The organism is Vibrio sp. V23_P3S9T160 (assembly GCF_963886625.1).
GTDB classification, from domain to species: Bacteria; Pseudomonadota; Gammaproteobacteria; order Enterobacterales; family Vibrionaceae; genus Vibrio; species Vibrio anguillarum.
In genome coordinates, this window is the sequence record NZ_CAWPDB010000115.1 from 38,330 (window position 1) to 64,609 (window position 26,280).

The window sequence follows — 26,280 nt, forward strand, 5'->3', positions numbered from 1 at the left end:
CTCTTCTTTATCAGCACCTTGTCTTAGACTGATGTTATACCGACAAGGAGAATCATTATGCTAACGCAACGTGAAATAAAACAGATAATCCCCGCACAACCCACTTCGGATGGAGATGGCGTAAAAATTAGCCGCGTTGCTGGCTTTAACAACGCTAATTTTTCACCATTTTTAATGCTCGATGAATTTGAATCTGATCAAAAAGCCGATTATATTGGCGGATTCCCTCCTCATCCACACCGAGGAATCGAAACCCTCACTTATATGCTAAATGGGCATTTCCAACATCAAGATCATATGGGTAATGTCGGTGAATTACGCTCTGGTGGTGCCCAATGGATGGCCGCAGGAAGAGGTGTTATTCACAGCGAGATGCCAATCATGAATGAAGGTCAGTTGCACGGTTTTCAGATTTGGATCAATCAGCCTGCTAGCCAAAAAATGGCGCCAGCGCAATACCACGACTTTCAACCCGAAACCATTACCGAATACCACTCCCAAGAGGCAGGCCTGCTGAGAGTACTTGCAGGTGATGTCACTTGTGGCAACCAGATAGTAACAGGCCCATTAACAAAAACGGGCGTTAAATTGAGCGTGGCCGACTGGCGAGCAACACCGGGTAGCCAATTAGAGATCGCCACTCCAAATCACTTTAATGTCATGGCATTTACCTACAAAGGCAATGCACAGCTAGGCAGTAAAGTGTTGAAGCAAGGCGAGCTAGCGTTGCTCTCAAAAGGTGAGTTCTTAACATTAAAAGCCAATGATACGAGCGGAGTATTGTTGCTAATGGGGCAACCCATTGATGAACCTGTAGTGCATTATGGGCCGTTTGTAATGAACTCATTTTCTGAGATAGAACAAGCAATTAAAGACTACAACTCAGGTCTGTTTGAACAGTATTAATCATAGGGTAGCCATCCGGCTGATCTTAAGTGTCATTTTGGGGTTCTCAGAAAGTTTGCCTATACTCAAGTAGTAAATTTGACGAGAGGCACGAAATATGTGGGTATTGACTAGAAATATTCTCATTTCATTGGCAGCAGTGCTGATCAGCTCAACGCTTTTTGCTAACACCCTTAAAGCTGATTTTAGGCATCGACCACCAGAAATGGTGATCAGTCCAGATGGTCAAAAAATCAGCGGTCCATTAAAGGAAATCATTGAAGAAGCAGCAAAAAATATAGGCTTCGATATCGAGTGGCGAAACATTCCATTTCCTCGCAGCCTTGCTACTTTAGAAAATGGTACTGTTGACATTGTTCCACGTGTCATACGAACAGCAGACAGAGAAGCATTTGTTCGCTTTATCGGTCCTATAAGTGAGCAAACACGGAATATTGTTTTTGTCACTCGCAGTGATGGGCCAGCAATCAACAATTATCAAGATTTACGAGAGCTGAATGTCGGTGTGAAAAGAGGTACCGCTTATTTCGAAGCGTTTGATCAAGACAAAGAGATAAATAGAACGGTTGTTAATGATGACTTCAACCTAGCAAGAATGCTAGAGGCAAAGAGAATAGATACCGTTATCGTATTGGATTTACCTGCGCTAGAAGTGGAATTAAAAACAATCAATTTTAGTAACTACCAAGTAGCAACCTACTACTATCCAAACACTATCGGCAACTATTACGGTATGCCTAAAAGCCATCCACAAGCGGATGCATTACAAAACGCTCTGTCTGAAATGGTAAAAAGTGGAAGGATCGAAGCCATCTATGCAAAATTTGGCTTAACAGCTCAATAAGAAATAGGGCTTTTAAGCCCTATTTCAACTACAAATATTCGCACAAATAAGCTGTTGCTTCGGCAACTTTCAAATCAAAGGACGAATTCTCAGCGACTTCAAAAGATTCATTCGCTTTAAATGTAGACCAATGTTCATCCCCTAAACGCTTTATCGTTAACGAACCTTTGATGACTGTCATACGCTCAGGAGCGGCCGTGCCAAAGGTGTATTCGCCAGGAGCCATTACGCCCACCGAACTGTCACCACTTTGGTGAGCAAAACCTAAAGATTTAACAGCCCCATCGAAGTATGTGTTTTCTTTGATCATTTCTCTTCCTTGTAAAATAAACCACCAAAATATGGTGAATAACACGTTTGTAAGCCGTTTTATCTGAAATCGTAAAAATACACAAGTGGCAATTGGGATTAAACAAATAGTGAAACGCGACCTATACTGATCGGTAAGTCAACAAAATTCATGATGCAATGTTCATCTTGTCATCCATTAGTACTAGTTTTGGAAAAAAGATCATATTTTCCAGTGTGACATTTGCTAAACCACACGACATATTCCACTCTCTAACCTTGTTTTAATTGGTTAGCCTTACCGGTACTAGTCGCTGATTGCTTACGTTATGGAGTGGGAATGGCAGTTAAGGGTTTCACGCATGCAAATAAAGCCTCTTCAGGTCACCCTATGAAAAAAAAGTGGGTATTAAAAAGTCTTTTTTGGATAGTGCTGTTCACTATCGCAGCTAGTTTTGCCACTTTACTTTTAGTGAGCTATCAAGAGTATACAAGCCCCAAAAATGTCTATGGTTCATGGATCGAAATCGGTACACCCAGTTATAGCACTGAGGTTCTCACTCTCAATTCAAATGGCGTGTTTCGAAATAATCGCTTAGTCAGCACTCAGTTTGAATATGATGGGGATAAAATTGTGATTAACACTGGTAGTGGCGTGACCATTTACCAACTTGCTGGGACAACAAACTCCCCTCAACTCAAGCGCATTGAACCTGTCATGCCTTTACAACGCTTTATCAAACAAGGCTATGAAAGCACGGTAGAAAACGATGAAAACGGCGACCCAAGTAAAAATCGTCGTTCAGCATTATCTGAGCACTTTTCACAACCATAGCGCTTAAAGTGACGCGATCAGAGCTGAGTCTAAATAGAAAAGCCCCCGAATCGGGAGCTCTGTTGATACTTTATATTATAGAGTGACGCCATATTTAGCGTGCGCGACGCGCCTCTACCGCACCAGCCAACTGACGCAATACCACTTCAGTGTCATCCCAGCCAATACATGCATCCGTAATCGATTGACCATAAGTGGCCGCACAACCATCCACGAGATCCTGACGTCCTTCAACGAGATGAGACTCAATCATCACACCAAAAATAGCATGTTCACCCGATGCAATCTGCTCACTCACATCTTGTGATACCACCAGTTGACGCTGGTACTGTTTAGAGCTGTTTGCGTGGCTAAAGTCAATCATCACTTTTTGTGGTAAACCGGAGATTTCTAGTTCCTGCTTGATAGCCGCGACATGTTGAGCGTTGTAGTTTGGCTCTTTACCACCTCGTAGAATGATATGGCAATCAGGGTTGCCTGCCGTTTGAATGATGGCCGAATGACCATACTTAGTGACCGACAAGAAATGGTGCGATGCACTGGCAGAGCGAATCGCATCAGAAGCGATTTTGATATTGCCATCTGTCCCATTTTTGAACCCAACCGGACAAGATAGACCCGATGCGAGCTCACGGTGAACTTGAGATTCTGTTGTACGAGCACCAATAGCACCCCAACTGATAAGGTCAGCCACATACTGCGGTGTGATCATATCCAAAAATTCGCTCGCTGTTGGCATCCCCATATCGGTCAAATCAAGCAGTAACTTACGCGCCATGCGTAAACCATCGTTAATTTTATAGGTATCATTTAAATAAGGGTCGTTAATGAGCCCTTTCCATCCGACGGTCGTACGAGGTTTTTCAAAATAGACACGCATGACAATTTCAAGGCGATCACCTAGTTCATCACGTAACACTTTAAGACGTTTTCCATATTCAACAGCCGCTTGAGGATCATGAATTGAACATGGGCCAATGATCACCAATAAACGGTCATCTTTATCTTGTAGAATATTGTGAATGGCTTCACGAGCCTGAAATGTGGTTGAAGAAGCAACTTCTGTTGCTGGAAACTTCTCTAGAACCGCAACAGGGGGTAATAACTCTTTAACTCGTTTAATTTTTACATCATCAGTCTGAAACATTGCTTACTTCTTCCTTATTCTTTTCTACTGCCTACCGAACAACGGACAGGTTGGATCTATACGCAGCCTTGCTTTCGGCTCTCCCCTGTAACTTATCTACTAAAAACCACAACTTCAATCATTATTTTCAACAAAAGGCAATATTGGCTACTTTTTTACAGAATTATCATTGCGTAAAAAAATAGTTACACCTTTATGCTGGAACCCACAAATTAACGCTAATATGAGCTTCGTAGGTGCATTATCTCGTTGATATTGCTAAGGTAGGTGATAACAAAATAGCAACAAGATATTCAACCATGAATGCGATAGAGTTTGAAAAAGTAAACAAGTGGTACAATAATTTTCACGCTTTGAAAGACATTACTCTTCAGGTTCGTCGAGGGGAAATTTTAGTCGTTTGTGGCCCTTCAGGCTCAGGGAAATCAACATTAATCCGAACGGTCAATGGGTTAGAAGCTATCACCGCGGGCAAGATCACCCTGAAATCCAACCATTCCGACATCACACAGCCTGCGGGAAAAATCGGTATGGTTTTCCAGCATTTCAACCTTTTCCCTCACTTGACGGTGATTGAAAACCTTATTTTAGCTCCAATTCGTACACTGAAATTGAGTAAGCAAGCCGCAAGACAAAGAGCGAGCCATTTTTTACAGCGAGTGAATATTCTTGACCAAGCTGACAAATATCCAGTGCAATTATCTGGCGGTCAGCAACAGCGTGTTGCCATTGCACGCTCACTCTGTATGCAACCAGAAATTTTATTGTTTGATGAACCCACTTCAGCTCTCGATCCTGAAACCATCCAGGAGGTGCTGGATGTCATGGTAGATCTTGCTCAAGATGGCATCACCATGATGTGCGTCACTCATGAAATGGGTTTTGCCCGAAAAGTAGCGGATCGCGTCATTTTTATGGATGAAGGAAGAATTCTCGAGATCGCTACGCCGGAAGAGATATTTCGCCAACCAAAACACCCAAGAACTCAACAGTTTCTCAACCAAATATTGAGCCATTGATGATAAAAGTAATGATAAAACCGATCTTCTCCGCTCTAGTACAGATAGTTCTATTGCTTGCGGGGATGGTATGGCTACTTGATTCTGGCGCACATGCTATGGGTTACCAGTGGCAATGGTATCGTGTGCCTGATTTCATCGCTTTTTACGACGAGGGTGAATGGTGGCCCGCGGAACTGCTCGAAGGGTTAGCCGTTACGGTGCAAATCTCAACGGTCAGCCTATTTTTTACGCTGGTCATTGGCTTAACAACCGCTTTGTTGAAGCTTTCCAATTCAGTGGTAGGGCGTTGGCTGGCCAATATTTATATTGAGCTTATCCGCAACACGCCGCTACTGGTGCAGATATACCTGCTCTATTTTGTGTTTGGCCCAGTGCTGGGCTTAGATCGCTTCTCTACTGCCATTTTAGCTTTGGCACTGTTTCAAGGCGCTTATACTGCCGAAGTGTTTCGTGGTGGTTTAAACAGCATTCCGAAGGGACAGTTTGAAGCGGCACGAACATTAGGGCTTTCTCGTTTTTATACCTATGTTGATGTGATCTTACCGCAACTTATCCAACGTACATTACCTCCACTGACCAATGAAGTCGTGTCATTAATTAAAAACTCGTCTATCGTCAGTGTGATGGCTATTTTTGACTTAACCACTCAAGGTAGAAATATTGTCTCAGAAACGGCGATGCCATTTGAAATATGGTTTACCGTCGCTGCAATTTATTTACTGTTAACTCTGTCTTTATCAGGGTTTTCAGCATGGTTAGAACACAAACTCGGGGCGCAATGGCGCACTCAATAATCATCCTTAAAAGGAGAACATCATGCAGCAATCTGCACCAAAAACGTGGCAACGCGCTGGATTGAAGGCTATCGCCGCTCTATCGCTCGGGTTGACTATGTTACTAGGGATAACCATTTCCATACCCGCCTTTGCCAGTGAAACGCCTAGCCTTGATAAAATCACTGAACGAGGCACATTGCGTGTGGGTATGTCTACGTTTGTGCCTTGGGCAATGCGCGACAAGCAAGGCGACCTAATTGGCTTTGAAATTGATGTTGCCAAACGTCTTGCTGAAGATTCAGGTTGGAAAGTGGAATTTGTACCGACCGCGTGGGATGGCATTATTCCAGCACTCTTAGCACAGAAATTTGATGTCATTATCGGTGGCATGTCCATCACTCCTGAGCGCTCGAAAAGTGTCCTGTTCACTGCTCCCTATTCACATTCAGGAGTACAACTTGCCGCTAATCAGTCCCTCGCTAAAGGATTTTCCACCATTGAAGACTTCAACTCTCGTCGAGTGACTATCGCAGCGCGACGCGGAGCATTCACCGTACAAGTCGCCCGTGAAACCTTCCCCAAAGCCAAAATTCTGCAATTTGATGACGATGCACAAGCCTTTCAAGAAGTATTAAACGGCCAAGCACACGCCGTGATTGCATCAAGCCCTAAACCTGAGCATGAAACAGTGAAACACAGTGACAAACTGTTCATTCCTTTTAATGAACGGTTATCCAAAGGGAACGAAGCATTCGCCGTTCGCTTAGGTGAAGAGGATAAAAAAGCCTTTTTTGATCAATGGATTATTGAACGAACCAATGACGGCTGGTTAAGTGAACGCTACGAATATTGGTTCTCAACGCTAGATTGGCAAAACCAAATCGTCTCAGGGCAATAGCCTGAGGGGCGGATGTGAATAGAACAAAAACCATGCTGTATGAAAAACGGAACCTTAAACCATGGCTACGATTATCGCTCAATAAGCTCGATTATGCGTTACTCGTAGTACTGTTAGGCTTTGTTATTTGGTTAACACACCGAGCCGAGCTTGGGGTGAATTATAATTGGCGTTGGCAAGAAGCTTTTGCTCTGATTTTCACCCCAACGAGCCATGGTGCTATCCCTTATTTCTTTCAGGGGTTAGTTGCTACTTTGCGCTTAAGTGTCTGGGCGATGGTGCTGGCCCTTGTGTTAGGCACACTGCTTGGCATAGCACGCCACTCTCAGTTTTCGTGGTTCAGAATTCCGGCTAACGCTTTTGTGCAATTAGTTAGGAACATTCCGCCGCTGGTTTTCGTGTTCATTTTTTATTTTTTTGTCTCCAATCAACTGATCCCGTTGTTGGGCCTAGAAAACCTACTACGGGAACACCATGAGCCAACCAATGTCATTCAGCATTGGCTGTTTGGTCCTTCTCATCTATGGGAAAATTTGTTCTCTGGAATTGTGTGTATTGGGATGCTTTCATCGGCCTACATCGCTGAAGTTGTTCGTTCAGGTTTGGCCGGAATCGCTCAAGGTCAGTGGGAAGCAGCGCACTCTTTAGGGCTGTCTCGATGGGTAAAATACCGATACGTCATTGCCCCTCAAGTATTGGCGGCGATCACGCCGGCTTTAGCTGGGCAAGCGATTTCTTTGGTCAAAGATTCTTCGATTGTATCGCTAATTTCAATTCAAGAAATGACGTTTGTTGGCACAGAAATCGCTAACTCTTCTGGGCTTATTTTTGAAATATGGTTGTTAGTGGGCGGTGCATACTTGGGTTTATGTTTAAGCCTCTCTTTACTGTTTAGGCGGCTCGAGCTACGCAGTTTACGCCATCTCTCGCTTCATCACTCTAACTAGATAACACTGAATTTGTCAGCGTCAGTTGCGCAACCAATCAAAGAGAAGCAACACGTGATGAGAAACAAAATAAGAACGATGTTTAGCGATTGCGCCCCCATTATTGAGAATGAATATCAGTTAGAATTAATTCAACATGAATGTAAGAAGGTGAAACCATGATGCAACACGTTTCCGAATGGTTAGAAAAAGATCCCGATCCTAAAACTCGCCAAGAACTACAAGCACTAGTCGATCAGCATCAGTTAGATGAGATAAAAGCTCGCTTTCAATCACGTCTTGAGTTCGGCACCGCGGGTTTACGCGGCATGGTGGGATGCGGCCCTAATCGTATGAACCGCCTGGTAATTCAAGAAACGGCGACGGGTTTAGGGCACTACCTCATTCAACAAGTCAGCAATGCCAAAACACGTGGGGTGGTGATTGGCTATGATGGCCGGCCAGATTCTCAGCAATTTGCACACGATACCGCCTCAGTACTCGCCGCGCTGGGGATCAAAGTGTATCTCACGCATAAAGTGGCACCGACCCCAGTAGTCGCTTTTGGGGTAAAACACTTTAATGCCGCCGCCGCTGTCGTAGTCACCGCCAGTCACAACCCACCCGAATATAATGGCTTTAAGGTGTACTGGGAAAATGGCGCACAAATTATTCCTCCTCACGATTCAGGCATTGCAGCAGAAATCGACTTAGCGGCAACGCGAGCTATTTCTCTGATGCCGTTAGATAACGCGCACCAACAAGGCCTTTTGCAATGGCTAACAGAAGAGTATTACCAAACTTACCGTCGTACCCTCAATCAAAGCCCATTGTTAAACCACCACACTGATCCGCAATGCCTTACCATTGCGTATACCGCGATGCATGGTGTCGGCGCTGAGATGGCTGAGACTTTGCTGCATGACGCTGGGTTTACCCATGTCATCAGTGTAAAGGAACAACGAGAGCCGGATGGCCGTTTCCCGACCGTCAACTTCCCGAACCCTGAAGAGCCGGGGGCGATGGATATGGTTATCGCGTTAGCCCATGCCCAAAATGCCCAGTTGGCCTGCGCCAACGACCCAGATGCCGACCGATTTGCCGTTGCCGTACAACGCGCGGATGGTCAATACCAAATGCTGACTGGCGATCAAGTTGGCACACTATTTGGGGACTATTTGCTCTCCAAAACCGATGCCTCAAAGCAGTTGGTTGGCAACACCATCGTCTCATCCAGTTTACTCGGTAATATTGCGCAGGCGAAAGGTGCAAAATACTACCAAACCTTGACTGGCTTTAAATGGTTGACCAACGTGGCGATGCAACAACAAAGCGATGAACAGCAGTTCTTATTCGCCTATGAAGAAGCATTGGGTTACACCATAGGGCAAACCGTTTGGGATAAAGATGGCCTTTCGGCCATGGTGGCATTTGCACAACTAGCGGCCGAATTATACAGCCAAGGTAAGACTATTTGGGATCAACTCGAAACCATTTACCGTCAGCACGGTTTTTACATTAATGCACAACGTAGCATTAAGTTAGACCCTAACTCACCGCCGATCGGTGACAAGCTTCGCGCCACACCACCAACGGAAATCGCCGCTAGAAAAGTGCTCATGACCGACGATCTCAAATCACTCACACGTTATATTGCCGATGGAACAACGCAAGCGATTCAACTTCCTGCTAGCGATGTATTGACCTATCACTTGGAAGGCGGAGCGAGAGTGATTGTGCGCCCGTCGGGCACTGAGCCTAAATTGAAATGCTATTACGAGGTCGTCGGAGCCTTCGAAGCAGAAGAAGATTTCGCCAGCGCCGAGAAAAAAGCCGACGAGCAAATGGCGATGCTCATCGCAGAACACCAACACAGCTTGTAGCGCTGATTGCCGGACAAGCACAGCGAAATAACAGGCCGTCTTCAGTTCATTGTTGGCGGCATTTTTATTTCATCTGTTTAGGTTGCGCACTATCGCGACACTCTTTTGCCTTCAGTGGATAACACTGATATGCGCAATTTTGTACAAAACCATTCTGAATAAATCGGCTACACTGGTTGTTGCAAAAAGGTAGGATATGAAATGCCCAAGCAGAAAAGCAAAAAGAGAGAACTAGCCAAGTTTCATATCGCTAATGAACTTGGCGGAATTGAGCTTCTCGATGCACAATACGAAACACAAAACTTTTCGCGCCACAGCCACGAAGGGTACACGGTGGGAGTTATTGAACGCGGTGCTCAACGATTTTACCGCACCGGTGGTCATCATATTGCTCCACAAGACAGCATTATTTTGGTTAATGCCGAAGAAGTCCATAATGGCCATTCTGCTGTAGAAGGTGGTTGGGCCTATAAAGCCATGTACCCACTTCCAGAACAATTTAGTACCGTGCTTCAAGAGTTAGGTTCTTCTAACTCATGCGCTCCTTATTTTCCAGAACCCGTAGTCTACGATCCTGAATTAGCAAACCAATTTCGTTTAGTTTTTGATACGTTAGAGCAGTCGAGTAACCGTCTATTACGCGAAACATTAGTTTACGCGACCCTAACCAAACTGGTAGCACGTCATGCCAAAAGTCCTCCTATCTCACTACCTAAAACTAAAATTCAGCAGTCGCTCTATACGGTTAAAGAATTCTTAGATGACTTCCCTCAGGCCGATGTCTCATTAGAAGATTTATCAAAACTAGCTGGAGTTAGCCCCTATCATTTGGTTCGTTCATTTCAAAAAATGTATGGCTTCCCACCGCATGCCTATCAAATTCAAGCGCGGTTGCGTTATGCTAAAACACTATTGAGAAGTGGTCATCCCATTTCAGATGCTGCGCAAGAATCTGGGTTTCATGACCAAAGTCATCTACATCGCCACTTTAAGCGTGCAATGGGCTTAACGCCAAAACAGTTCTTAGCCAAATAGCAAGCGCAATTTTGTACAATCGCTTGACCCAACCTTGTGGCTTGATAGATTCATCACTTCCAGCAAAGGAATTACTATGGATAGCACACTATTGAACCACGTACATTTGGAACCTAGAGGTCGCCTCTTTGGGCAAGGCGCACTGGCCATGCTACCGCTGAGCATTGCCGTTTTACCATGGGGCTTATTGGCAGGATCATTTGCGATTGAAAGTGGCCTGACCATATTAGAGAGCCAAGCACTCTCTGCGGTTTTATTTGCAGGCTCAGCGCAACTCGTCGCCACGGGGATGTTTAAAACAGGTGCAGGGCTGTTGACTCTGCTGATCACCACATTTTTCATCACTTCTCGCCATTTTCTCTACAGCGTTTCCATGCGCAGCAAAATCAGCCCACTCCCGACACGTTGGCGTTTAATTCTGGGTTTTCTGCTCACTGATGAGCTGTTTGCGGTCTGCGGACAACAAAATGAAAAACAGTTTAACCGTTGGTACGCGCTTGGTGCAGGTTTAAGCTTCTATTTAGTTTGGAATTTGGCCACACTGGTCGGTATTATTGCTGGCAGCTACATTCCCGCTTTAAACGAGTTGGGGTTGGAATTCGCAGTCGCGGCTACTTTTATCGCCATTGTCATTCCGAACATTAAAAGCATACCGATACTCGTTGCTGTCATCAGTGCCCTAGTGTTATCGGTAAGCCTGACTCTTTGGCAAGTTGAAGGTAGCTTAATGCTAGCAAGCATTGGCGCAATGTGTGCAGGTTATGTTTCTGAAGTTTTACTCTGTTCTAGCAGGAGGAACCAACGATGATTCTGCTTTCTATCCTCGCCATGACCGCTTTGGTCTTTATGAGCCGTTATCTGTTCTTAGAGCCTAAATTACCGCTGCGTCTCAACCCAGTTATCCAGCGCTTACTCACTTATTCTAGCCCTGCTGTATTAACTGCTATTTGGGCTCCGATTGTGTTCCTGTCAGAGCAAACACTTTGGCTTGATCGCCATAATCCCTACTTGTGGGCCGCAGCATTAGCGGGACTGATTGCATGGAAAACCAAGAATGTCCTGCTGACCACGATCATCAGCATGGCGACTTTCTTTTTGCTAAATTTAACGCTCTTAGCCCATTAAAGACAGAGGCTGCGGTGAATACTGATAATAACCGCAGCCCGAATCGCGCAAATCAGTTTTATTGCGCTAGCCATTCAATCTCGATTAAGGTCTGCTCTCCACATTTAAGACGCCCTAAAAAGAGATCGCCACAATGCACTTCTCCAACGCCTTGTGGCGTTCCGGTCATCACAACGTCACCATCACGCAGCGATGTGTAAGATTTCAGCTCTTCTAAAATGGTGGCGGGTGAATAGATCATTTGGTTGACACCGCCGCACTGAACCCGAACACAGTTGATGAATAGCTCTAACTGCAACTTATTGATGTCGATACCATGCAGTGGCACAAATCGGCTAAGTACTGCTGAACCATCAAATGCTTTCGCCCGCTCCCAAGGTAAACCTTTTGCTTTAAGCTGAGATTGCAGTACCCGCTTAGTCAGATCTAACCCCAAACCAACCGCGCTGTATTGACCTTTTTTGATCAAAAAACAAATTTCAGCTTCATAGTGAAGCGTCTCTTGGTGAAACGAGGATAGAGTGGTTGTAATGCTCGTATTGGGTTTATTAAACACCACCATTTGTTCTGGCATTGTGTTATTAAGCTCTTGAATATGTTCAATATAGTTCCGACCAACACACAACACTTTAGACGGGGTTATCTTCTGTTTATCCAAACGAACCGAATACATATACTCTTCCTTGAGATGACTAAGATCGTCGAGTTTACCTCATCTACAGCGCGAGTGAATGGATTTGCATCTTCATTAGATAAAAGTAAGATCTTCGACTCAAAATTCATGGCACCTTGATTATTTTGAACATCACTACATAACATTCTCTTTAATAAATCATCAATAAGAACAACATGTAAACATCATGAATCAGTAATTAAACATTCATTTAAAACATCTACTTTACTCACATCAAACCGTTCGAGCACTGAAGCTCATTGATTATGGATAAGGTAAATAAAATGAAAAAAGCAACAATCGCAACCGCAATTCTTACAGCATTGGTATCAGGTTCTTCTTTTGCTGCGACTGTTTACAAAGCGGATGGAAATGAGCTTAAAGTTGGTGGACGTGCAGAATTTCGTGGCGATTTCGGTGGTGATGACAAAGGCAAAGAAATTGAAGGCACGATGAAAAACAAAAGCCGTGCGCGTTTGAACATTACAGGTTCAACAGAAATCTCTGACTCTTTGAAAGGTTTTGCAACCTATGAAGCAGAGCAAACGGTTAATTCCTCCGCCAGCAACGATAAAAATTCTGATTTCAACCAACGTTACCTATTTGCAGGTTTACAAGCTGATTTTGGTGCTATTTCTGTCGGCCGCCAAGATACGGCTGGCGTGCAAATTTCTCAAATGTCAGACATCGGTACTTATACTGGCGCTCAAAAAGAGTTCATCAACGCAGGTAATGAGCAAATCAACAACACTTTCCTCTACGCAGGTACATTTGATGCCCTCAATGTGAAAGCAAGCTTTATTGCAGGCGAAGAAAAAGACACCGATGGCTTCGGTCTTTCTGCAATTTATAACTTACCTATCGGCCTTGGTTTAGGCTTGGGCTACGCAAGCAACGATAATGGCACAGGCCAAGGTGCGGCGAATCAAATTATTGCCGGTGTGAATTACACGTTGGACGATTTGTACTTAGGCCTGACCTATACACAAGGGGATTTGGACGATAAAGCGAAGAGCGAATTCAACGGGATTGAATTTGCTGCGCAATACAAAATCACAAGTAACTTCCGCTTGATTGGTGTGTATCAAAAAACGGAAAATGAAACTGCAAACGTCACAACGACGAAAAGTGATTTTGCTGAGTTGACAGGGCGTTATGATTTCAATAAATCAATCTACACTTACGTTGCCTACAAAATGAACAACCTAGATAAAAAAGACCTCGGCACTGCGTATGATGCAAAAGACTCTATTCGCCTAGGCCTACGTTACAACTTCTAATTTTAATTATACGAACGCATATACTCCCTAAGGATATCATCCTTTTGGCCAAGCACTCGCTTGGCCTTTTTTATTTGACGGCATTGCACCACGATAAAACACATTGCACTAGGCTAGACCATTCTTCATAGAGCCAAAAATATAATTTCACTATTTTTCAATAAGTTAAATGTGGCACACAACCTGCTATGTAATAAGTACAAATGCATGGCAGCGTTTGTGCTTCTTTTCAGTGCTAAGGCAGAGCACTGGCCGTTCATGTTCTTTCGCCCTCTTTTTAGGGGGCTTTTTTTATCCCATCACCACAGCCCATACGCAAAATTTTTTGGCGTTTCAGACAAGTGGAAATCAGCAGGGATAACACTTGCTCAAATTTATTGAACCACTCCATTCATTTCAAAGATTGGTTTAACGCTGATAAGTCAGTATGATTCAACGACTTTTTCTATAACCCTCTTCTCTATGACCAAAATACTTCACCACCCAATCCAAGGGGCAAGTTGGATGCTAATCGCAGGCCTCGCCTTTGCGATAGTCAATAGCCTTGCTCAAGTCGCCAGTATCAATTATGGCCTGTCATCTACCACGGTGGCGCTGGTTCAATATGCCATCGCGTTAGTCGTTATTTTGCCGTATTTATCAACGTTAGGGATCCGCTACTCGCTGCGCACCGAGCATTTAAGCATGCATATTTTCCGTGTGTTTTTATCTGTGATTGGCATACAACTCTGGTTATGGGCACTCGCCTATCCCGTACCCATTTGGCAAGGTATTGCACTGCTGATGACCTCTCCTTTGTTTGCAACGATTGGCTCAGGCCTTTTTTTAAAAGAGAAAGTGGGTACAGCACGCTGGGGAGCAACATTAACTGGCTTTATCGGGGCGATGATCATCCTTGAACCTTGGGCTGACGATTTCAACTGGGCATCGTTGCTGCCTGTTGGCGCGGCATTTTTTTGGGCTTGTTACTCTTTGATGGTGAAAAAACTGTCTGCCCATGACTCACCGTCTACTATGGTGGTCTACCTTTTAGTACTGATCACACCGTTCAATCTACTGCTCGCTTTACCAGATTGGCAAACACCTCAAGGGAGCACTCTATGGCTCATATTGCTTTTTGCGGGTGCGATGACAGCACTGGCTCAATGGGCGATAGTTAAAGCCTATGCGGTGGCAGATGCATCTTTTGTGCAACCTTTTGATCACGCGAAGCTGCCACTGAATGTTTTGGCGGGTTGGTTAGTGTTTGGCTGGGCACCACCCGGGCGATTATGGCTTGGCGCTGCCATCATTATCGCTTCAGTGGCCTTTATTACTCACTGGGAAACAAAAAAATCTTCGCGTTGAAATAAAAAGTCACTCAAACCTTTCCTATTCTCTAAGCAATGCTTCTTGAGGAAAACACGATGGCAAAACCGATAAAAATCACACTATACCGATGGGCTGGAAGTTGGGGCCCATTTAAAGTCACCATCCCTTGCGGCGAGTGTACGCTCACCAAGGACATTTTGACTGACACCTTCAACAATGAACTGGAGGGCATTCCCATCAAGTTAGAAGTCAAAGACTGGCTATCGTACTGGTGGGAACCCTTGAAACTTGGCGCATGGCACGCCCCAATATTGGTCGTTGAAGGTAAAGTGATCAGCCAAGGAGAAGCGTTAAATCGAGGTGTTTTGGTTCAATCGGTGATCAAAGAGTGGGCACAACGTGACGAGTTAACTGGCAATATTGTGTATGGAAAAGCCACTTGCCCGTACTGCGTAAAAGCAAAGAAATTGCTGGATGAAGCGGGAATTCAATACACCTATCATGATGTCGTCAAAGAAAGTGCGGCGCTGTACCGGATGATCCCAGAAGTTAAAGCCATCATCGGTCAAAAAACGCCCGTCACCGTGCCACAAATTTGGCTAGAAAGCCGCTATATCGGCGGGTGTGATAAATTGGAAGATTGGCTAACCAAAAAAAGTCAGTAGTGCCCCCCCCTGAGTATCTGGTTACTTTATAAGAAAAAGTACTGACGCCTCAGAAACCGCCGACTCTTTAGTCAGTAATGGTATACGGGCTCTTTGTGGACGAATGGTGGACGAATTTGCACAGCCATTTTTACCCCAGTAAATAAAGCAAAGCCCCAGCTTGTTACCAAGCTAGGGCTTTTTAATTCTTAGGCATTCACTATTTGCTGAATTTCTTCACTAGCGTTTTAATGAAAGACTTTTTCTTTGCTTGTGGTTTGCCATGCATTGCATCATACATCGCTTTTTTTGCGATCAGTTGACCAACGTAAGCACCACCTAATTCATAACCCATGAGTCACCTCAACATGTAATTTATTTACCTGACAAGGTGTATATTAGTCCAAAAAAGAACAAAAACAAGATTTGAGTCACAAAATTAAGTAATTAATTTTCAGTTAATCGCGTTTAGGCTGCTTATAGGTTTTACCGGCAGCCAAGTAAGTCTCTTTCTGCTTAACTTCAAACATGGTTTCAAAAAACCAAGCAACAAACTTAATAACGTCATCGCCTTCATTCATAATGTGTTCGACAAACTCTTCTTCTTCACCTTGCTCATTTTCTTGCAACACGACGTGGTAAATGCGTTGCTCTCCATCCACTTCGGCTAAAGCGAACTGGCCCACTAACGATAAGGCTGCTTCAGCAATATCTTGATCTTCAAATACTTTCAGCATGTCTAACGCTTGAGGAAGTGTTTTTTGCTCGCACAAGCTTTTGACTAATGCTTGAAATTCATCTTGTTGCATTGATTTTTCCGTCGAATTAATGTCACCGAGATTATACCTCAAATTATTTCTCTTGTGCCGACATGTACGATGCAAATGCACAACTAGACTTAAACCGCTTCAAACCGGAAGGGCATAAGCAGCATCAAGCGAATTTGCTTTGATGTAAACGATAGGAAGAACACAACACCAGAAACATAGCGCAACTGGTGGCTAAATAGAACCAGCCTAGCGACATTTGACTCGTGATCCATCTTTCCACCAAGTATCCCCCTAAGAATCCAGCTAAACACATTTGAATAGAGCCGGATAAAGCCGCCACGGAGCCCGCTTGAGTTTTGTGTGGCCCGAGCAGCATGCTGGTGGATAATGGAAATGAGATACCTTGCGCAATCGTTAACCAAGTAAATCCCCACACTAAATTGAACACGCTCATCGGTGTTATCAGTAACCAAACACCGGCAAAAGCCATAATGACAATCGCCAAAGCAAGTAAACGTTGGGATGAAAAACGATCATTGAGTAAGTTAACGGCAACACTGCCTATCATCAAACCCGCGGAAGGGACGATCATTACGGTTCCATAATCGGCGGCCGTTAACCCCAACTTGTTTTGCAAAAGAAAAGGCAGCACCGACAGAGTCACTAAGCTAGATAAATAGCTGATCCAGTTGTAACTGGCGCTGGTCAGCACTTGGGAATTTTTCAAGAGTAGCAAGTAGTTATGCAATACGGCCTTCGGTTGAAACCGATGTTTCGCATATGGCAACGTTTCTGGCAATATCCACCAACCTAAAATAAAAATGGTACAGATATACACTAATACGAACACAAACACGGACTGCCAACTTAAATGAAAGGCAAGCCACCCACCGAGCACAGGGGCAATAATTGGCATAATTGAGGCGGTGATGGCGATGTAAGAAAGCGCCTTTGTTAATTGCAGACCATCATAACTGTCACGCAGCACACTGCGGCCAAGAACAGAAGCACTTCCCGCGCCAAGCCCTTGCAGTAGGCGACCAGCAGCCAACGCATGAAAATTATCCGAAAAACAGACACACAATACTGTACCGGCCAAGTAGATCCCCTGCCCGAGTAAAAATGTCGGGCGTCTACCAACCGCATCAGACAATGGCCCGTAAAAAAGCTGTGACATTCCAAACGCCACTAAAAAGAGCGTGACGAGCCATTGAATACTGGCTTGGTCAACCATTAAGTCTCGGCTGATCAACGGCAGTGCAGGTAAATAGATGCTCACCCCAACTTGGCCCGTGGCAATGATCATCATCGCCAATAACATCGGCGTCTTTTTAAATGGTGTGCTAGCGAGAGTTTTCATGGGTTGCTAAGTGAGCTCTTATCGTCGGTAGATGTGGTGTCAAAATACGTTTTCAGTATATATTGGCAACTCAGATTTGATAATAAAGCACTCAGGAAATGAATTAGTTCCAATGAGGAATGAGTAGGGTAACAATGGATTGGATACAAAATGTTAAAACATACATGCGTGTGGTTGAAGAAGGCAGCTTTAACGGCGCGGCACGTAAGCTCAATACCACCAGCTCAGCCATCAGTAAACGAGTACATTGGCTGGAAGAGAAAATTGGCGTGCAGTTACTTAAGCGCACCACACGAACGGTGACACAAACCGAAGCGGGTGCTCTCTTTTATGAGCGAGCAAAAGCACAACTTGAAAGTTGGCAATCGGTGGTTGATGAAACACGATCTGTCAGCCAAACTCCCGCTGGCCTGCTAAAAATTGGGGCGACACTCTCTGTGGGCTCAAAATTTTTGGTGCAGTATTTAGATGAATTTCTACAGCGCTACCCTGACATTCGAATCCAACTGACCACAACAACTCCGGGGCAATTGCCCGAACTTCACCTTGATTTATTCATCAGCCGAGAAATTGACCAACTCAACTCCCTCAGTTTTAAAGCCACGCCACTGTTTGAACATAGAGCCGGCTTTTATGCTTCTCCCAACTATATTGAGAAATATGGCATGCCCAAATATGCCGAACAGCTTCAACAGCACAATGTCTTGATTTGGGGAGAACACACAACGCGCGAATTAAAAACCTCAACGGGCAAACGCCTATCCGTATCGGGTAATTTCGCGACAACCAATCCAGAAGCACTTTTCTATGCAGGCAAAAATGGCATGGGAGTGATTGTCACCAACGACGTGATGGTCAAAGAAGAGCTACGTTTGGGCAATCTGGTACGTTTGCTACCCGATATCACCGTTGATCAAGCAACGGTTTACGCTTATTACCCTAAACTTGATTATCAACACACTCGAACTCATTTATTTCTCAACTACTTAAAAGAAAAATTAACGAATGAAGCTAGGTAACTAAATTGGGATTACGTCTATTTCCATCACACAATTGTCCACCAGAGCAAATTTATCCTAGACAAAAAAGTACTCATAAAACTCTGCAACTAAGCCGCTGAATAACCAATATTTTATTTTTTTGCGTCTCAAGTACTCATCATTGCGAGTGGCAAAACTGCGCAATGTCGACCATAGTCACTAAGTGCATATTCTAAAAAAACAGAGTACGACATATGACTAAAACATCATTGGCTAGGGATGCAGTTAGTCTAAACACCATTAACGAGCTCATGCTGCTCGATGGCTCTGAGTTACATGATCGAGCCACATTGGTGCTGCATACACATTTTCAAACCTGCTGTACATGCATCGTCGAGTTAGACAAATGGCATTACAGAGCTCACACCTTATCTCATGCTGGTGAGACGCCAGACAACAACGACACGGGTTATCCGCTCAGGGGAACACCGTGTGAGCAAGTGTGGAAATCAAAACAGGAATACTGCCTGTTTCCATCACAAGTGACCAAAATTTTTCCTGATGACAAGTTTCTAATTGAAAATAAGATTGATGCCTATATCGGTATTCCCCTACGTGCCAAGAATGGCGAAATACTCGGAATGCTCGTGTCTACCTTCTATTCTCCCATCGAAGATGAGGAATTCGTGATTGGCTACCACCGAATCATTGCTAACATAGTCGTTCACAGCCTGCGCAATAAGTGGTTGAGCGAACGCTCTGACAGCTTGGTTAATCAACTTAGCTATGAAGTTTCTCACGACAACCTGACCGATTTAATGAACCGCAGTTATCTAGCTGACAAATTAGAACGCTTAGTTGAAACAACCAATGAACCGTTTACTCTTGCTTATTTAGACATCGATAATTTTAAATCGATCAATGACTTATATGGGCACTATATTGGCGACCAAATCATTAAGTTTGTGGCTAATGCCATCATTCAAAGCGTTCCGGAAGAGAATTTGGCATTTCGAATCGCAGGGGATGAATATGCGTTTATCACCTTCTCTAATGATCCGTTGCAAATCTGCCGCTGTATATTGGATAAGCTGAATACAGGTTATGTCGATGCATCACATCGCATTAAAATTAGCTTAAGCATTGGCATCTCAAGGAAAACTCAAGAGACAATCACGGCCGATCAACTGATTCTCAATGCCTGTTTAGCACTCAAAGAGTGTAAGCAAACTCGCGGTAGTAATATCCGTTGCTATGATACCCATCTGAGTGACCAATACCATCGTCAAACCCAAATCACAGAAGCTCTACGCCGTGAACTCAATAAGTTAACCAGTAAAAATAGTGAACTATTTGTGGTGGCGCAACCGATCGTCAGTCGTCACCAAGAACAGTGGAACTATTTTGAGATTCTCACTCGCTGGAATAGCGAAACTCTGGGTGCGATTTCACCGATTGAGTTTATCGACACTGCTGAGCAGTCAGGTTTAATTGTGGAATTAGGAGAACGCATTGTTGAGCTGGCCTGCCTAGCAAAAGTTGAGCTAGAGGAGGGCTTAGGCTACAAGGTAAAATTAGGACTTAACTGTTCGGCACATGAACTGATCAACTCCAAGCGCTATCTCGAACACTTAATGCAAACCATTACTCAATACGGCTTTGAGCCTAATGAATTCACAATTGAGCTCACCGAAACAGTACTACTTTCACAAACCAGTGAAGTTAGATACATCTTAGATAAGCTCAGACTACTTGGTTTTACCATCGCGCTTGATGACTTTGGCACTGGCTATTCGAGCTTGAATTACATCCATAGCTACCCCATCGATTGCATTAAAATTGATGCCACTTTTATCAAAAACATGGTATGTAACGAAACAGCAGAGCGCGTAGTTTGGTTGATTATTCAATTGGCAAATCAACTTAGGGTTGATCTCGTCGCAGAAGGGGTGGAGAACCAAGAAGCTCTGGAGAAACTCTATGCTATGGGCTGTGAACAGATCCAAGGTTACTATTTTTCAAAGCCAGAAACACCGCACTCTATCGTGGCTCACTGGAACAACATGAGCCATGTACGGCGCGCATAAAAAACCCTCACTCTGAAAGTGAGGGATTACTAATATCCATTATGCTATCACATTAAGACTCTTGGTCAGCCGAAGACTCACTGGTGGCATACCGCAGTTCTTGCTGCTGAAGCATAGAATCGAGTTCATTACGCCTTGCAACAAACCCCGCCATCTCTTTTTTAGGCACTGAGTTTGCCATTGGTATGTTGGCGGTCATGGCATTCACTGCGCGATCTCGAACCATCAGCTCATAATGCAGATGAGGCCCAGTGACTCGGCCCGATTGCCCAGATAAACCGATCCGCTCACCTCGCGATACTTTCTGACCTTTACGCACTAAAATTTTACTCAAATGCAAATAGCGTGTTTTGTAAGTACTGCCATGTTGTATCACCACGTAATTACCCGCATAAGGGTGCTTACGCGTCATGATCACCGTACCATCGCCAGTCGAGAATACCGGAGTACCGACTGGTACACCAAAATCAGTACCATTGTGCGGAGCCACTCTTTTTGTGACTGGGTGCAGGCGATGCGCATCAAAGTTAGAGGTAATGCGTTTATTTGTCGTCGGATAGCGTTGAAATGCGCGCTGTAAACTATCGCCATTTTTGTCATAGTACTGCCCATCACGGTGTAAATAAGCAGAAACGTCTTTGCCTCGACTGTAGATTTTAATCGCTTGGATTTCACGATTGCCCGTCAATTTCTCACCGACAAATTGACGAGATTGAACCACTTCAAATCGATCGCCAACCCTAAGATCACGAGAGAAATTGAGTTTATCTTTAAGTAAAGAGACGATCTGTTCTATCTCAGCGCTGCCTAATCCTATCGAATTGACCGACTGAGAAAAGCTGCCTTGGATCTCGCCAACCATGGCGAACTCTTTCCATACACCCGGTATTTTAACATCTTGAAACTCATAGGTACCATCATCTAAACGGGAATATACCGCGCGCTCGACTAGGCTAAATTCTAGCTCCATTTTGGAAAGCGCATTTCCATTTTGCGCTTTCCAAAACCTGAGGATGTTGCCAGGTTTTAACGTATCCAATGCGAGGTAGTTTAAATCGGTTTCCATAATCTTCATCAAGTCTTGGTAACCAAAGCCAAGTTGATTAAAGATAGTACTTAAATTATCACCAGATTTAATCTCATATTCAAAATCCGGAAGATTTTTCACCTCAATAGCATCAGATAAAATCGACTGAACAATTTGAGTTTCGGTAATAGAGAGCTCAATTTGGCGCTGTAAGGAGCTATCCTGAATAGACGAGGAAAATGCGATGGCCGCGACAATCGGTAGGCCAATAATCGACGCTTTTTTTGGAAGTGAAAGCTCAGAAAAGCGCAGAATGAGAGAACGAGGAAGCACTATCTATCCTGTGGATTAAGTCAAAAGAGCCTCAAGATTAAGACTTTCTGTTTCAAAAGTCACCTATATCGTGTGATTCTATGGTCAAAAAAGGCACCGGAGTGCCTTATAACAAATCAACAATTACACGTAAAAATGAGTACTGTCCTAATCATATTTCACGCTTTCACAAGATTTATCAACAACCTATTGATAAGTCGTTACTAGGCTATTTTCCTCGCCAAAACCATTGGCAATGTACTGGTCAGCGCTAGGATCATTAACCCATTGTTGGTCATCCAACAAGTAACGAAATTGAAATTCAGCATCTTTAGGTAAACGGGTTTTAAATTTAAAACTATTACTTTTCGCCACCTTTTTCATTGGTTCTGGTTGCCAGTCAAGAAAGTCCGCTACTATCGCAACATTGCCAGCCGTATCTGGGACGTCCACTTCAAAGGTCACTTCGACTTCTTCTTTTGTTTTAAAAAAACGTTTATTAATCATCACAAACTCCATCTCTGTATAAAAAACATCCTACCTAATGAATCATAAGAAAATAGACTCACATCCACAACTCTAAATAGTAAAAATTCCGCCGCCGAACCACTATATTTATAACCTCCGTTGAATATTCACCCCTCTTTACAGCATTTTAAATGAGCGTAGAATCCACCGCGCTTTCTATTTTCCCCTATTTTCAATAAGGTTATCAATTATGTTTGCCGTATATGAATCCTATAAAGCCGGTCTGCTACGACCAAAACAGTGGCTAAATAATATCAGTGCAGGTTTGATTGTAGGGGTTGTCGCTCTGCCACTGGCGATGGCATTCGCTATTGCTTCTGGCGTGAAACCGGAGCAAGGGATATACACCGCCATTATTGCAGGCGTTATCGTTTCACTGTTTGGCGGCTCGCGAGTGCAGATAGCCGGCCCAACGGGCGCTTTCATCGTGATACTCGCTGGAATTGTTAGCCAGTATGGGGTCAGTGGGCTGCAGATAGCCACTATGATGGCCGGTGTGATTCTATTGGTTCTGGGGGTCGCAAAACTCGGTAGCATCATCCGCTATATTCCTGACCCCGTAATCGTCGGCTTCACCAGCGGTATCGGTGTCATCATCTGGGTTGGGCAATGGCAAGAATTCTTCGGCCTCCCCAAGATCGAAGGTGAGCATTTTCATCAAAAATTAGTGTCTATTTTCCATGCCTTTCCGCAGATGGATTGGGCCACAACAGGCCTTGCGTTATTTTCACTCGCGCTGGTTATCTTCGGTCCTAAGATCCCGAAGCTCTCGAAAGTGCCAGGGCCACTGCTTGCTCTCGTCACAGTTACCGTGTTGCAATATTTTGTTGGCTTTGAAGGGATCCGCACGATTGGATCGGCTTTTGGAGGCATACCTCAAGGACTGCCAGAGTTTTCGCTTCCAGAAGTTAGCTTCTCTCAAATTATTCTATTGATTGGCCCTGCTTTTGCGATTGCCATGCTAGGTGCGATTGAATCATTGCTTTCGGCGGTGGTCGCCGATGGTATGGCGGGCACCAAACACAACTCAAATCAAGAATTAGTCGGCCAAGGTATCGCTAATATCGTTGCTCCTCTCTTCGGTGGTATTGCAGCAACAGGCGCCATTGCACGTACTGCAACCAATATACGCAACGGGGGGACAAGCCCACTTTCGGGCGTGGTGCACTCGCTCACTCTGGTCATTATCCTTATTGCACTTGCACCATTAGCCGTCAATATTCCACTGGCAGTACTCAGTGCGATTTTGTTCGTCGTAGCATGGAACATGAGTGAAGTTCCCCACTTTATTAAATTGGTTAAACGTGCACCCAAAGCCGATGTGGTTATTTTGTTGCTAACCTTTGGATTAACCGTGTTTGCTGACTTAGTTGTCGCCGTCAATATCGGGGTGATCATCGCAACCCTTCACTTTGTAAAACGTATGGCATCTAGTGTTGAGGTAAAAGCCAGTACACACCATGAGCTCAGTGCTGAGCTGCTTCGTCATGGGCAAACTCAGTTACCAAGAGAGCTCGCCGTTTACGCCTTAGAAGGCCCATTTTTCTTTGCTGCGGCTGAAACCTTTGAGCGTGTGATGAGCAGCATTCAAGAGCAGCCAGAAATTTTAATTATTCGCCTTAAATGGGTTCCATTTATGGACATTACTGGCCTGCAATCCATTGAGGAAATGATCGAAAACTTCCACAAAAAGAATGTGCAAGTGTTGATCTCTGGTGCAAATACCCGTGTGGCAATGAAACTGAAAAAAGCGGGGATTGTTGATTTGGTCGGTGAAGATAATTTCTTTAGTCAATTCGATGATGCGCTTAGTGTTAGCTTACCACGTTTGAGTATCAGTTCAGCTCAATAAAGCTCATTGGACCTATACATTTTTGGCCTTTAGCCTACGGTTAAAGGCCTTTGACTGACCCGTCCCTCTTACCTTAACCGCCCAATTTTCCTCAGCCCTCCTTAACTCTTTTTAAAACGCACGCCTCAACCACCAACAGATTATTAACCAATGCAACAATAACAAAACAAATGACCATGTTATCTGAGAATAACAGCTCTTTTGTTTGAATACTTAACCTTGATTAATGAATAGTATTGCAAGCCATCTTAAAAATAGATATTCTTGCCTGCAATGACTAAATAGAGCTATTTAGTGCATTTTTATGCCACCAGTTGGTGACTATTGACCCGCAGTAATACGAGACACGACATGCAAGATAACGCTCAAACTATTGAAGCTCCTGTAGCACCAACACAAAGTAGCTTTTGGATGTTTTTCATCCCATCGTTAATTGGTCTATTTTTGTTTATGGCGCCAATTAGCTACCAAGGCGACTTAACCATTCCAGTTGCCGTCCTTGCTAAATCTATCCAAGCTATTTTGGGCGATTACCTTGTTGCAATAGTGACAGTGATCATCGCCTTTATGTCTGCAGCTTCCATTTTATGTAAAATTTTTCAACCTGCATTCATTACAAAGAGTCCTTTCTTAAATGGGCTTTTTAATCCATCAGCTCTTTGGTTAGCCGTCCGTGTATTTGGTGGTATCGCCGTCATCATGACGTTTTTCCAAATCGGTCCGAAGGCTATCTGGGAAGAAAACACTGGCGGTATGGTTCTTGAAAGTTTATTACCCACTTTATTTTCTGTATTTATTTTTGCAGGGCTTTTGCTGCCTTTACTGCTTAACTTCGGGCTACTGGAGCTATTTGGTAGTTTATTAAGCAGAATCATGCGTCCAGTTTTCAACCTTCCAGGCCGTAGCGCAATCGACTGCATGGCTTCTTGGTTGGGCGACGGTAGTGTCGGTATTTTGCTGACCAGCAAACAGTACGAAAGCAAATTCTACACACAGCGTGAAGCCGCTATTGTTGGTACAACGTTTTCTGCCGTTTCAATTACCTTCAGCTTAGTCGTTATTGCGCAAGTTAAGCTAGAGCATCTGTTCCTACCTTTTTATGGCACCATTTGCCTTGCAGGCTTTGTTGCAGCGATCATCATTCCTCGCCTACCACCATTAAGTTTCAAAAAGAACACTTATATTGATGGTACCTCTCCAGCTAAAGATGCCGATGCAGTTCCAAGCGGCCATACCTCGTTCTCATGGGGGATGGAATTAGCACTGGCGAAAGCAAGCCAAGTTAAATCTGCAAAATCGATCTTCGCTGAAGGCATGCGTAACGCTGTTGATATGGTGTTTGGTGTGCTACCTGTCGTGATGGGCTTGGGTACTCTGGCTCTGATTGTTGCAGAATACACCTCTGTATTTTCTGTATTGGGCCAACCGTTTATTCCTTTTCTAGAATTACTTGGTGTACCTGAGGCTGTTCAAGCATCTCAAACCATTGTGGTCGGTTTTGCGGATATGTTTATTCCCGCGATTCTTGCAGCTTCCATTGATAATGAAATGACACGTTTCGTGATTGCGGCCATGTCAGTGACTCAGTTGATCTATATGTCTGAAGTGGGTGCGTTAATGTTAGGCAGCAAAATTCCTGTCAACATCCTTGAACTGTTTGTCATATTTATTCTACGTACGCTCATTACACTGCCAGTGATAGCGGGTGTAGCACATCTCATTTTTTAGTAAACAATGCAGCAGTAACGGCACTAATAACATTTCAATATGC

The 26,280-nt window shown here is 44.1% G+C and carries 26 protein-coding genes; 18 read left to right on the plus strand and 8 right to left on the minus strand.

What is annotated here, in order from left to right; translation table 11 throughout:
* Positions 1-57 precede the first annotated feature (57 nt).
* Both AACU59_RS07925 and AACU59_RS07930 read left to right on the plus strand, forming a co-directional pair.
* On the plus strand, positions 58-906 hold the full coding sequence (locus AACU59_RS07925) for a pirin family protein (RefSeq protein WP_094144658.1): 849 nt from the start codon (positions 58-60) through the stop codon (positions 904-906).
* A gap of 97 nt (positions 907-1,003) precedes the next feature.
* Positions 1,004-1,750, plus strand: a complete 747-nt coding sequence (locus tag AACU59_RS07930; RefSeq protein ID WP_013868084.1) for a substrate-binding periplasmic protein — start codon at positions 1,004-1,006, stop codon at positions 1,748-1,750.
* A gap of 28 nt (positions 1,751-1,778) precedes the next feature.
* On the opposite strand, the gene ppnP is transcribed toward AACU59_RS07930, so the two are convergent.
* Positions 1,779-2,060: a pyrimidine/purine nucleoside phosphorylase gene (ppnP, locus tag AACU59_RS07935; protein WP_026027338.1), complete on the minus strand. Its 282-nt coding sequence runs from the start codon at positions 2,058-2,060 to the stop codon at positions 1,779-1,781.
* A 369-nt stretch (positions 2,061-2,429) separates the two neighbouring features.
* On the opposite strand from ppnP, the gene AACU59_RS07940 reads away from it, so the two are divergent.
* A complete protein-coding gene (locus AACU59_RS07940; protein WP_026027942.1) occupies positions 2,430-2,873 on the plus strand; it encodes a DUF2850 domain-containing protein in 444 nt (147 codons plus the stop codon).
* 94 nt (positions 2,874-2,967) lie between these two features.
* On the opposite strand, the gene aroG is transcribed toward AACU59_RS07940, so the two are convergent.
* A complete protein-coding gene (gene aroG / locus AACU59_RS07945; RefSeq protein ID WP_013868087.1) occupies positions 2,968-4,020 on the minus strand; it encodes a 3-deoxy-7-phosphoheptulonate synthase AroG in 1,053 nt (350 codons plus the stop codon).
* A 299-nt stretch (positions 4,021-4,319) separates the two neighbouring features.
* Between aroG and AACU59_RS07950 the strand changes: the two genes are divergently transcribed.
* From AACU59_RS07950 to AACU59_RS07985, 8 genes are all read left to right on the plus strand, one after another.
* Positions 4,320-5,039 carry an amino acid ABC transporter ATP-binding protein gene (locus AACU59_RS07950; RefSeq protein WP_029189978.1) on the plus strand — a complete coding sequence of 240 codons (720 nt, stop codon included), beginning with the start codon at positions 4,320-4,322 and terminating at the stop codon, positions 5,037-5,039.
* Entirely contained in the window at positions 5,039-5,836 is a 798-nt protein-coding gene (locus AACU59_RS07955; protein ID WP_094145095.1) for an amino acid ABC transporter permease, read from the plus strand. Before AACU59_RS07950 ends, AACU59_RS07955 begins: the two co-directional genes overlap by 1 nt.
* A 97-nt stretch (positions 5,837-5,933) precedes the next feature.
* Positions 5,934-6,716 (plus strand): transporter substrate-binding domain-containing protein, encoded by a 783-nt coding sequence (locus tag AACU59_RS07960; RefSeq protein ID WP_088721593.1) that lies wholly within the window; start codon positions 5,934-5,936, stop codon positions 6,714-6,716.
* 32 nt (positions 6,717-6,748) lie between these two features.
* The gene (locus AACU59_RS07965) at positions 6,749-7,663 is read left to right on the plus strand and encodes an amino acid ABC transporter permease (protein WP_176428533.1); all 915 of its coding nucleotides are present in this window, start codon (positions 6,749-6,751) and stop codon (positions 7,661-7,663) included.
* 158 nt (positions 7,664-7,821) lie between these two features.
* Complete coding sequence (locus AACU59_RS07970) at positions 7,822-9,525, plus strand: phospho-sugar mutase (protein WP_094125384.1); 1,704 nt, start codon at positions 7,822-7,824, stop codon at positions 9,523-9,525.
* A gap of 201 nt (positions 9,526-9,726) precedes the next feature.
* Positions 9,727-10,560, plus strand: a complete 834-nt coding sequence (locus tag AACU59_RS07975; protein ID WP_029388160.1) for an AraC family transcriptional regulator — start codon at positions 9,727-9,729, stop codon at positions 10,558-10,560.
* Positions 10,561-10,636: 76 nt separating this feature from the next.
* Positions 10,637-11,368 (plus strand): AzlC family ABC transporter permease, encoded by a 732-nt coding sequence (locus tag AACU59_RS07980; protein WP_094145093.1) that lies wholly within the window; start codon positions 10,637-10,639, stop codon positions 11,366-11,368.
* Positions 11,365-11,685 carry an AzlD domain-containing protein gene (locus AACU59_RS07985; protein WP_094145092.1) on the plus strand — a complete coding sequence of 107 codons (321 nt, stop codon included), beginning with the start codon at positions 11,365-11,367 and terminating at the stop codon, positions 11,683-11,685. The genes AACU59_RS07980 and AACU59_RS07985 overlap by 4 nt, the downstream gene beginning before the upstream one ends.
* Positions 11,686-11,743: 58 nt before the next feature.
* Here the strand turns inward: AACU59_RS07985 and AACU59_RS07990 are convergent, their stop codons facing one another.
* Positions 11,744-12,358 carry a fumarylacetoacetate hydrolase family protein gene (locus AACU59_RS07990; RefSeq protein WP_094145091.1) on the minus strand — a complete coding sequence of 205 codons (615 nt, stop codon included), beginning with the start codon at positions 12,356-12,358 and terminating at the stop codon, positions 11,744-11,746.
* Between the two features lie 284 nt (positions 12,359-12,642).
* On the opposite strand from AACU59_RS07990, the gene AACU59_RS07995 reads away from it, so the two are divergent.
* From AACU59_RS07995 to AACU59_RS08005, 3 genes are all read left to right on the plus strand, one after another.
* Positions 12,643-13,638: a porin gene (locus tag AACU59_RS07995; protein ID WP_026029056.1), complete on the plus strand. Its 996-nt coding sequence runs from the start codon at positions 12,643-12,645 to the stop codon at positions 13,636-13,638.
* Positions 13,639-14,100: 462 nt separating this feature from the next.
* Positions 14,101-14,985, plus strand: a complete 885-nt coding sequence (locus tag AACU59_RS08000; protein WP_094145090.1) for a DMT family transporter — start codon at positions 14,101-14,103, stop codon at positions 14,983-14,985.
* A gap of 59 nt (positions 14,986-15,044) precedes the next feature.
* Positions 15,045-15,614 carry a glutaredoxin domain-containing protein gene (locus AACU59_RS08005; RefSeq protein WP_094145089.1) on the plus strand — a complete coding sequence of 190 codons (570 nt, stop codon included), beginning with the start codon at positions 15,045-15,047 and terminating at the stop codon, positions 15,612-15,614.
* A gap of 199 nt (positions 15,615-15,813) precedes the next feature.
* Here AACU59_RS08005 and AACU59_RS08010 read toward each other — a convergent pair whose 3' ends face one another.
* The 3 genes from AACU59_RS08010 to AACU59_RS08020 all read right to left on the minus strand — a co-directional run bounded on the left by AACU59_RS08010 (position 15,814) and on the right by AACU59_RS08020 (position 17,723).
* Positions 15,814-15,948, minus strand: a complete 135-nt coding sequence (locus AACU59_RS08010; protein ID WP_013868100.1) for a hypothetical protein — start codon at positions 15,946-15,948, stop codon at positions 15,814-15,816.
* A gap of 103 nt (positions 15,949-16,051) precedes the next feature.
* The gene (locus AACU59_RS08015) at positions 16,052-16,402 is read right to left on the minus strand and encodes a hypothetical protein (protein WP_094145088.1); all 351 of its coding nucleotides are present in this window, start codon (positions 16,400-16,402) and stop codon (positions 16,052-16,054) included.
* Positions 16,403-16,526: 124 nt separating this feature from the next.
* A complete protein-coding gene (locus tag AACU59_RS08020) occupies positions 16,527-17,723 on the minus strand; it encodes a multidrug effflux MFS transporter (RefSeq protein WP_094145087.1) in 1,197 nt (398 codons plus the stop codon).
* A gap of 134 nt (positions 17,724-17,857) precedes the next feature.
* Here AACU59_RS08020 and AACU59_RS08025 point away from each other — a divergent pair, with 134 nt between their 5' ends.
* Positions 17,858-18,742 (plus strand): LysR family transcriptional regulator, encoded by an 885-nt coding sequence (locus tag AACU59_RS08025; RefSeq protein ID WP_176428532.1) that lies wholly within the window; start codon positions 17,858-17,860, stop codon positions 18,740-18,742.
* A gap of 215 nt (positions 18,743-18,957) precedes the next feature.
* Complete coding sequence (locus AACU59_RS08030) at positions 18,958-20,790, plus strand: putative bifunctional diguanylate cyclase/phosphodiesterase (RefSeq protein WP_094145085.1); 1,833 nt, start codon at positions 18,958-18,960, stop codon at positions 20,788-20,790.
* 52 nt (positions 20,791-20,842) lie between these two features.
* On the opposite strand, the gene AACU59_RS08035 is transcribed toward AACU59_RS08030, so the two are convergent.
* On the minus strand, positions 20,843-22,150 hold the full coding sequence (locus tag AACU59_RS08035; RefSeq protein ID WP_017050287.1) for a peptidoglycan DD-metalloendopeptidase family protein: 1,308 nt from the start codon (positions 22,148-22,150) through the stop codon (positions 20,843-20,845).
* A gap of 186 nt (positions 22,151-22,336) precedes the next feature.
* Positions 22,337-22,636 carry an isoamylase early set domain-containing protein gene (locus tag AACU59_RS08040; RefSeq protein WP_026028657.1) on the minus strand — a complete coding sequence of 100 codons (300 nt, stop codon included), beginning with the start codon at positions 22,634-22,636 and terminating at the stop codon, positions 22,337-22,339.
* A 211-nt stretch (positions 22,637-22,847) separates the two neighbouring features.
* Here AACU59_RS08040 and AACU59_RS08045 point away from each other — a divergent pair, with 211 nt between their 5' ends.
* A complete protein-coding gene (locus AACU59_RS08045; protein WP_094144978.1) occupies positions 22,848-24,509 on the plus strand; it encodes a SulP family inorganic anion transporter in 1,662 nt (553 codons plus the stop codon).
* 351 nt (positions 24,510-24,860) lie between these two features.
* Entirely contained in the window at positions 24,861-26,237 is a 1,377-nt protein-coding gene (locus AACU59_RS08050) for a YjiH family protein (RefSeq protein ID WP_026027567.1), read from the plus strand.
* The last annotated feature ends 43 nt before the right edge of the window (positions 26,238-26,280 follow it).

Excerpts from the sequence above, each read along its gene's own strand:
- AACU59_RS07925 (WP_094144658.1), top strand. The coding sequence starts at position 58 with ATGCTAACGCAACGTGAAATAAAACAGATAATCCCCGCACAACCCACT.
- AACU59_RS07930 (WP_013868084.1), top strand. The coding sequence starts at position 1,004 with ATGTGGGTATTGACTAGAAATATTCTCATTTCATTGGCAGCAGTGCTG.
- ppnP (WP_026027338.1), bottom strand. The coding sequence starts at position 2,060 with ATGATCAAAGAAAACACATACTTCGATGGGGCTGTTAAATCTTTAGGT.
- AACU59_RS07940 (WP_026027942.1), top strand. The coding sequence starts at position 2,430 with ATGAAAAAAAAGTGGGTATTAAAAAGTCTTTTTTGGATAGTGCTGTTC.
- aroG (WP_013868087.1), bottom strand. The coding sequence starts at position 4,020 with ATGTTTCAGACTGATGATGTAAAAATTAAACGAGTTAAAGAGTTATTA.
- AACU59_RS07950 (WP_029189978.1), top strand. The coding sequence starts at position 4,320 with ATGAATGCGATAGAGTTTGAAAAAGTAAACAAGTGGTACAATAATTTT.
- AACU59_RS07955 (WP_094145095.1), top strand. The coding sequence starts at position 5,039 with ATGATAAAAGTAATGATAAAACCGATCTTCTCCGCTCTAGTACAGATA.
- AACU59_RS07960 (WP_088721593.1), top strand. The coding sequence starts at position 5,934 with ATGTTACTAGGGATAACCATTTCCATACCCGCCTTTGCCAGTGAAACG.
- AACU59_RS07965 (WP_176428533.1), top strand. The coding sequence starts at position 6,749 with ATGCTGTATGAAAAACGGAACCTTAAACCATGGCTACGATTATCGCTC.
- AACU59_RS07970 (WP_094125384.1), top strand. The coding sequence starts at position 7,822 with ATGATGCAACACGTTTCCGAATGGTTAGAAAAAGATCCCGATCCTAAA.
- AACU59_RS07975 (WP_029388160.1), top strand. The coding sequence starts at position 9,727 with ATGCCCAAGCAGAAAAGCAAAAAGAGAGAACTAGCCAAGTTTCATATC.
- AACU59_RS07980 (WP_094145093.1), top strand. The coding sequence starts at position 10,637 with ATGGATAGCACACTATTGAACCACGTACATTTGGAACCTAGAGGTCGC.
- AACU59_RS07985 (WP_094145092.1), top strand. The coding sequence starts at position 11,365 with ATGATTCTGCTTTCTATCCTCGCCATGACCGCTTTGGTCTTTATGAGC.
- AACU59_RS07990 (WP_094145091.1), bottom strand. The coding sequence starts at position 12,358 with ATGTATTCGGTTCGTTTGGATAAACAGAAGATAACCCCGTCTAAAGTG.
- AACU59_RS07995 (WP_026029056.1), top strand. The coding sequence starts at position 12,643 with ATGAAAAAAGCAACAATCGCAACCGCAATTCTTACAGCATTGGTATCA.
- AACU59_RS08000 (WP_094145090.1), top strand. The coding sequence starts at position 14,101 with ATGACCAAAATACTTCACCACCCAATCCAAGGGGCAAGTTGGATGCTA.
- AACU59_RS08005 (WP_094145089.1), top strand. The coding sequence starts at position 15,045 with ATGGCAAAACCGATAAAAATCACACTATACCGATGGGCTGGAAGTTGG.
- AACU59_RS08010 (WP_013868100.1), bottom strand. The coding sequence starts at position 15,948 with ATGGGTTATGAATTAGGTGGTGCTTACGTTGGTCAACTGATCGCAAAA.
- AACU59_RS08015 (WP_094145088.1), bottom strand. The coding sequence starts at position 16,402 with ATGCAACAAGATGAATTTCAAGCATTAGTCAAAAGCTTGTGCGAGCAA.
- AACU59_RS08020 (WP_094145087.1), bottom strand. The coding sequence starts at position 17,723 with ATGAAAACTCTCGCTAGCACACCATTTAAAAAGACGCCGATGTTATTG.
- AACU59_RS08025 (WP_176428532.1), top strand. The coding sequence starts at position 17,858 with ATGGATTGGATACAAAATGTTAAAACATACATGCGTGTGGTTGAAGAA.
- AACU59_RS08030 (WP_094145085.1), top strand. The coding sequence starts at position 18,958 with ATGACTAAAACATCATTGGCTAGGGATGCAGTTAGTCTAAACACCATT.
- AACU59_RS08040 (WP_026028657.1), bottom strand. The coding sequence starts at position 22,636 with ATGATTAATAAACGTTTTTTTAAAACAAAAGAAGAAGTCGAAGTGACC.
- AACU59_RS08045 (WP_094144978.1), top strand. The coding sequence starts at position 22,848 with ATGTTTGCCGTATATGAATCCTATAAAGCCGGTCTGCTACGACCAAAA.
- AACU59_RS08050 (WP_026027567.1), top strand. The coding sequence starts at position 24,861 with ATGCAAGATAACGCTCAAACTATTGAAGCTCCTGTAGCACCAACACAA.